The organism is Sphaerisporangium sp. NPDC051011 (assembly GCF_040653595.1).
In the GTDB taxonomy this organism is placed as follows: domain Bacteria; phylum Actinomycetota; class Actinomycetes; order Streptosporangiales; family Streptosporangiaceae; genus Sphaerisporangium.
Genome location: NZ_JBFAGG010000022.1, coordinates 138,562 through 144,600 on the forward strand (window position 1 = coordinate 138,562; position 6,039 = coordinate 144,600).

At 63.8% G+C, this 6,039-nt stretch carries 8 protein-coding genes; 5 read left to right on the top strand and 3 right to left on the bottom strand.

The window, feature by feature from the left end:
* Window positions 1–33 precede the first annotated feature (33 nt).
* Window positions 34–954, top strand: a complete 921-nt coding sequence (locus AB0H21_RS36575; RefSeq protein WP_358526017.1) for a TrmB family transcriptional regulator — start codon at window positions 34–36, stop codon at window positions 952–954.
* Window positions 955–1,158: 204 nt separating this feature from the next.
* Here AB0H21_RS36575 and AB0H21_RS36580 read toward each other — a convergent pair whose 3' ends face one another.
* The gene (locus AB0H21_RS36580) at window positions 1,159–1,512 is read right to left on the bottom strand and encodes a beta/gamma crystallin domain-containing protein (RefSeq protein ID WP_358526018.1); all 354 of its coding nucleotides are present in this window, start codon (window positions 1,510–1,512) and stop codon (window positions 1,159–1,161) included.
* A gap of 531 nt (window positions 1,513–2,043) precedes the next feature.
* Here AB0H21_RS36580 and AB0H21_RS36585 point away from each other — a divergent pair.
* The gene (locus AB0H21_RS36585) at window positions 2,044–2,274 is read left to right on the top strand and encodes a hypothetical protein (protein ID WP_358526019.1); all 231 of its coding nucleotides are present in this window, start codon (window positions 2,044–2,046) and stop codon (window positions 2,272–2,274) included.
* 10 nt (window positions 2,275–2,284) lie between these two features.
* The gene (locus AB0H21_RS36590) at window positions 2,285–2,581 is read left to right on the top strand and encodes a hypothetical protein (protein WP_358526020.1); all 297 of its coding nucleotides are present in this window, start codon (window positions 2,285–2,287) and stop codon (window positions 2,579–2,581) included.
* A gap of 801 nt (window positions 2,582–3,382) precedes the next feature.
* Here AB0H21_RS36590 and AB0H21_RS36595 read toward each other — a convergent pair.
* Together AB0H21_RS36595 and AB0H21_RS36600 are read right to left on the bottom strand one after the other, a co-directional pair.
* Window positions 3,383–4,198 (bottom strand): hypothetical protein, encoded by an 816-nt coding sequence (locus AB0H21_RS36595; protein WP_358526022.1) that lies wholly within the window; start codon window positions 4,196–4,198, stop codon window positions 3,383–3,385.
* Window positions 4,199–4,486: 288 nt separating this feature from the next.
* Window positions 4,487–5,194, bottom strand: coding sequence for a haloacid dehalogenase-like hydrolase (locus AB0H21_RS36600; RefSeq protein WP_358526024.1), 708 nt, complete (start codon window positions 5,192–5,194; stop codon window positions 4,487–4,489).
* Window positions 5,195–5,311: 117 nt separating this feature from the next.
* Here AB0H21_RS36600 and AB0H21_RS36605 point away from each other — a divergent pair, with 117 nt between their 5' ends.
* A complete protein-coding gene (locus tag AB0H21_RS36605; RefSeq protein WP_358526026.1) occupies window positions 5,312–5,743 on the top strand; it encodes a helix-turn-helix transcriptional regulator in 432 nt (143 codons plus the stop codon).
* Window positions 5,744–5,899: 156 nt separating this feature from the next.
* Window positions 5,900–6,039 (top strand): helix-turn-helix transcriptional regulator (locus tag AB0H21_RS36610; protein ID WP_358526033.1); only part of this gene is annotated, 140 nt, incomplete at its 3' end.

Sequence of the window (6,039 nt, forward strand, 5' to 3'; positions counted from 1 at the left end):
TCGGTGCGTCAATCCACCGAGTAAGGAGCAGTCATGAGCGTCGAACCGACCGCCGACCTCGTGCGGGCACTCCAGGAACTGGGCTTCTCCCAGTACGAGGCGCAGTGCTACGTCGGCCTCATGGCCGCCGAGCCGCAGACCGGCTACCGCGTCTCCAAGGTCACCGGAGTGCCACAGCCGAAGGTCTACGAGACACTCCGCAAGCTCGTCTCACGCGGTGTCGTGCGGGAGATCGCCGGAGACCCGACGGTCTTCAGCGCGATCCCGCCCGACGCGCTGCTACGCCAGCTCGAGGTTTCCTTCGAGCGCCGGCTGGCCGATGCCAAGGACTCCGCGCGCCGGCTCGAGCAGGCCGACATGCCGCGTGAGCTCGAGTACGTCGAACGCTTCGCCTCACGGGAGGACATTCTCCGCGTGGCGGTCGAATCCATCGCCGGCGCGGCCCGGAGGGTCTACCTCTCAGCCAGTGCCACGGAGCTCGCCGCCCTCAAAGACGCGATCGAGGAGGCGACGGCGCGCGACGTCGACGTCGTCGTGCTGGCGTTCGGGCGCGGGGGCGCGGACCTTCGCGGCGCGCGCGTCTTCCGCCACGCCTCGACAGACGGCGCGCTGTTCCGCCACCACCAGGCGAAGCACATCGCGCTTGTCACCGACTCGCGCGAGGCCGTCAACGCGATCGCCGCCGACGGCTCGTCCTGGGAGGCGATCCGCACCGAGAGCAAGCCCGTGATCGCCGCGGTCAAGGGCTTCATCAGGCACGACCTCGACCTCCAGCAGGTCTTCGCCGACTTCGCGCCTCAGCTGATCGAGGCGTACGGCCCTGGCCTCCAGGGATTGGAGTCCTACCGCCAGGAACAGCACACCACAGAAGAGAGGACGAAGCGGGTCGCGTCCCCGAAGCGCAAACCGGATGACGCCCGCACGCGCGGCGTACACGAGTCCATGAGTCGTTGAGTCCGAGACCCGTCGGCTCGTTCTGATGCGGGTGGTCGCCGGGGCGGCTACGACTCCTTGGCGTCGGCGAGGGTTCTGTGGACGACGCCGATGGAGACTTTGACTCCGGTCTCGCCCTGGCCGGCCTGTCGCACCGCCCGCCGCCGGTCACGCCTGCGGGGCGTAACCGGCCGGCGATTCCGGCGGGAGCCGGATGTCAATGTGTCACAGGATCTGGATGGCGACGACCTTCGGAGGGCGGTTCGGGAAGGTGATGTCGTGCCAGCGCTCGATCTTCACCGAGTCGCCGTTGGCGTCGTAGTAGATCAGGTCGTTGTTGCCCGTGGAGATCCGGTCGACCCACCATCCGCCGAAGTCGGTCTTTCCGGCGTTGGCGTAGCAGTCGACGCTCTGGCGGCCGTCGAGGTGCGACCAGATCTTCAGGAAGTTCTCGCCGCCAACGCATTGGACGTGGTCGATGGCGAAGGCGGGGCCGCCCGGGATGGTGACGGTGAAGGCGGCGGCTGCGGCGAGCGCCACGGCCATGGAACGGGCGTTCTTCTTGCTCTTCGAGATCACAGACTCTCCTCTTGCGGAGACGGCGCGCACGGCCCCGGCCCTGTTGGTGACGTCGCGTCTTGACGGAACGGTGCTTCGTCGGGCCGGCAGACGGCCGACTGCGCACCTGAGGGCCCCTCGCAGCTGCGCCTTTTCGTGACGCAACTGGGTGGTCCGGTAACTGAGAGTAACACCACTCTTTGTCCGGCCCAACACTCCGAACGCGAACTGTTGGGCCGGAGCCTCACCCGATCGTGGCGCTCACGCGCGGCCAACGAGCCGTGTGTCCACCGACATGAAGGACTACTCAAGCGGCATCAAGCGCTCGGCGGCGAGATGCCTCGCCCGTACCAAGGGGGCGCCTCGCCCGGAACAAGATGTCGGCTCGGTCGGCGCGGAAGCGAGGGGTCCCCGCCGAGGGAGGCCGGTGGCGGGCCACCTTCGACTACCGCGTGGGAGACACACGGATCGACGGCGAGGCGAGGGGAATCCTGGAGGCCCTGCATGCCCTGGTGACCGGGATCGCCGCCTCGTGGCCGGGGGAGGGTGACCGTGGGTGACCCGTCCTCGTACGACTTCAGGGTCTACAGCGTCGGCCTGGTCCACGCCGCCGCGTGCACCAGCCTCACCGACGAGGAAGCCGCCACCCGGCTCAACGCCGAGCACCCCACCGGGATCACCTCCCGATGGCAGGTCGCCGACCAGCTCGCTGACGGCGAGCCCAAAGGAGCCTCCTGTCACGACCTCCCCGACACCCACCGTCATGTCCTGTTCATCTGCTGAGGAGGAAACTATGCCGCAACCACCGCGGCTCACCGCCGAGCAAACCGCCCGCCTCGACAAGAAGGCCGGCCGCTACTTCTGGGCATCGGCGGCCGTGGCCATTGTTTCGTGGCTGCTGGTGGCCGCCGTCTGGACCGCTTCCTGGCGGCTGGCCGGCGTCGGCTTCCTGGCTGCGCTGCCCGCGCTGGCCTTGCTGACCGCCTCGATCTCGCTGCGCAGCCCCGCGGGCCGCCAGCGGGTGGCCCGTCAGCTCAGCGGTCCGCAGGTACACGAGATCACCGAGTTTCACCGCCGGAGGCGGCCGTGAGCGCGACATTCGGCTGGGACACCGCCGACTCCGGAGGCGGCGATGTGGCATTGTGACCATCGCTAAATGATCGGCGGAACAGCCACACGTAGGCAGGACGACGTGCGATCGTCAGGAGCAAGATGTGGTCCTGATCGGCAGGCTAGGACTGCTGCCTTCACTCTTAAGGTGTCTGATCAATGTTCTTATGCGCTGTACACAAATCAGGCATGTCCTTCTTTGTGTTCGAGCAGAAAACGTAACTTACGTCTATGTGTAAGACGCCGTCGCTGCCGTCGCTGACATAGTCGACAACGAAGCCGGAAGTGTAACCGCTCGCGTCACCTGAATGTGACAATTGTAAAACGAGTTCGGTGCGTTTCTGTATCGGCGAGTCTTCGGGTGAGCAGACCTGTGTGACTTGCCGGTTCCCCAGTGGTAGGCCTTTACGTTGGATCGTTATTGACTCGCCATTTCCGATGGTGTCGTCATTGGAGGGCCCATCGTGAGGGAGGAGGGTGAAAGCTTCAAGGCGTATCCCGCCTTGCGGGTGCTCTAGACGCACACCTTTTACGGTCACCGACCCGGCCCTATTCAGGCACAGCCGTAGCCCGCCGTACAGGTAGGGCTTACCCAGCGTGCTTACACTCATGCCCTCGCCGGTAATGATCCCTCCGCCTAGCCATTGGAGTTCAGGACCCGGCGGGACCGCGTCCGCACAGCCTGATGCTGCGATCAGAGCGATGCATGCTAGGGCCGTGCGGACGCTTCCCATACCTGGTAACTCCTATTTTATGGGTCGAGTCTTTAGTAGTGATCAGATCACAACTTGTGCGCCTCGATCCTCGCGGATCTGTTCACTCCTGAAGAGGACGACCCGCAGATCTTGGTGCCGGCCTTGAAGTCCAGCGTGAGCTTCGACTCGTTAGTGTAGCCGCTTTGAGCCGACAGACTGATACCGGAGACTTCGACTCCGGCCGATATGGTGATGTTCTTAGATTGAGTCATGGTCAGCTGGGAGCCGTTGTAGCGCTCAATGCATGCACCGCTTAGAACTGGGTGATTGGCGCGTACGAACTTCTTGATTGGATCACCCAGACTCGCAGGCTTGATGCGTTGTCCATAACCGCATATGTTCTCGTAACGGGCGTAGTTCACCGTGCCGATGGCCCATGCGTCTACGATACGAGTGATTACATCCTCTTGCGCGCTCGATACGGACAGGGTGGCGTTTCCGCTTGGCGTCCACTCGCTAGATGCGCTAGACGCCTTAGCTGCAATTCCCAGAGTGTGATCCGCGCCGGACTTCTGGGTGAGGATTCCCTTTGCTTCGAGCCAGTTATGGAACCCCATGTACTGCTCTTCCCGTCCCGGAAAGCGCTCCTTGAGGAACCAGCCGCAAGGCACTTTTTTGGCGGCGGCAGGGACTAGTCCTGCCGACATCTGAGCTGCCGTTATGGTGCCGGCCTGTACAGCCTGGTCGACGAACGAGAAGTCCTGCGTCCGGGGCGCGGTCTCGGAAGTCCGCAGGGCCGCAGCCGCAGCGGCGCTGATCAGTTGCGCCGGCCCAGGTTGAGTTGTGGCCGGAGGCGGCTGTTCTCCGTCCGGTACCGGTTGCACTTCTTCGCCGGCTCGCACCGCCAGGATTCCGCGCGGGACCTCACGACCCCTTCGAGCCTGCTGTCCACATGGGAACCGGACGCGTTTCTCCGCGAGTTCGGGAGCCGCCCAGAAGTACCGCCTCGGTAAGCGCCTTCGGCCGGTCGGCAACACTACGACCTCGGCCACGCCGCCCCCTTGCCACAGATTGCGGTCCAAGGCGTGCCGGGCGGGTGCGGCGTGCGGCAGGCCGAGATCGGCGAGCAGCGGCCGCTCCAGCAGCTCGCGCAGGTAGGGTGCGGCCTGGCGCAGGCCCGAATAGCGGACCTATGCGGTGGCCTCCTCCAGCACCATTTTCACCACTGATGCTGTATCCGCGAGGTCCGGCAGTACTCGGAGAGCTCCGGCTTCGCGCAGTTCGTCGGCGGAGCTTCGGCCCGATGCCACCGCGATGACGGGTACACCGTTCTCGAGGGCGGCTTCTACATCGGCGGGGGTGTCCCCGATGAGCACAGCGTCCGAAGGAGTGACCGTCTCGCCAAGTATGGACGTAGCACGCCCGAGGGAAATACGGACCAACTTGGAACGAACATCATCGTCATCGCCAAAGGTCCCGATGTCCCAAATAATGGTTCGATCGAGGCCGAACACGCGCAACTTTATCTCTGCTACCCGGCGCACGTTACCAGTTACCACTGTTTGCACGATATGGGGCATCGCACCCAGAGAATCAAGAGCGGCAGATGCACCCGGCAGGACATGTCCCCGTTTCCGTAATTCGGCAGATCGGGCGATATGCGCTTCGGTAAGGGCCTCGGCGAATCGCTCGAAGTCGCGTCGACTGGTTGGTAGACCGTGGAGCTTCGCTGTCTCGCGGAAGATCACGGACTCGGTGATACCGTCAATCTTCGCCTGCCGGAGCATCCGCGTACCCGTGACCTGTTCGAATGCCTGTCCCGACAGGTCACGACCAACACCGCCGGTGTCTATGAGGGTGTGGTCGATGTCCCACAACACGATCCGACGAGTCGCCATTTTTCCTCCAACCCCCAACCTGACGCGCTCCAGAGTGCCACATAGTTGATGCGGTTACCGCACATAGCGATCTCTTCGCGGTCTACGCTCAGCACATCGGTCAGGAAGGGGCCCGAGGTGGGCGTGCCTACACTTCCCGTCGGCGAACGAATTCGGTACTGGCGGGAAAAGAAGCAACGTAAGCAGGCTGCGGTGGCTGGGTTGTGCGGCATTACGGAGGAGTACCTATCGCAGATCGAGCGTGGTTTGAAGACGCCGTCCCTGGCGGTGTTGCTAGCTCTCGCGAATGAACTCGGCGTCCGAGTCTCAGCCCTGCTGGGTGAGGAAAAGACCGAGTCGCCTGCTGAGAGCGGCGGCGTCGCCCAAAGTGTCGCTCGCGCCCTGATGGGCTATGGCCCAAAGGGCGGCGCCGGCCGCGTCGCAGCCAATGTACTGAGCGAACGCGTGGAGACGGCATGGCGCATGTGGCAGACCAGCACTCGTCAGCTAACCGACAAGATTAATTTAAGTTCGGCATCGTTCAACGATCTCACGTATGTGCTGGCGTAGATCGTCCACGAGAGGGCCCCTCTGAGTCGTGATCTCAAGGTAGAAGTCGTGAACGTGCTGCCACCGCCCGCAGAAGTAATTATCCCGTTCATGGCAGGGAGAAAGCCGCACACCGTAGCCTGAAGTCCTCGATGCTTCCAGGCGAGGGTGAGGCCTATGTACGAGGCAAATCAGGGCAAGCGTGAGCACGAGGGCATTGGCGGGCGTATCGCTGAGCTGCGTGCGTTGCGTGGATATTCGCTCAGGGACCTCGGGAAACGTGCGCATGTCTCCCCGTCGATGCTCTCGCGAATCGA

Bases quoted from the DNA above. Each gene is read 5' to 3' on its own strand.
- AB0H21_RS36575 (WP_358526017.1), top strand. From the start codon at position 34: ATGAGCGTCGAACCGACCGCCGACCTCGTGCGGGCACTCCAGGAACTG.
- AB0H21_RS36590 (WP_358526020.1), top strand. From the start codon at position 2,285: ATGCCGCAACCACCGCGGCTCACCGCCGAGCAAACCGCCCGCCTCGAC.
- AB0H21_RS36600 (WP_358526024.1), bottom strand. From the start codon at position 5,194: ATGGCGACTCGTCGGATCGTGTTGTGGGACATCGACCACACCCTCATA.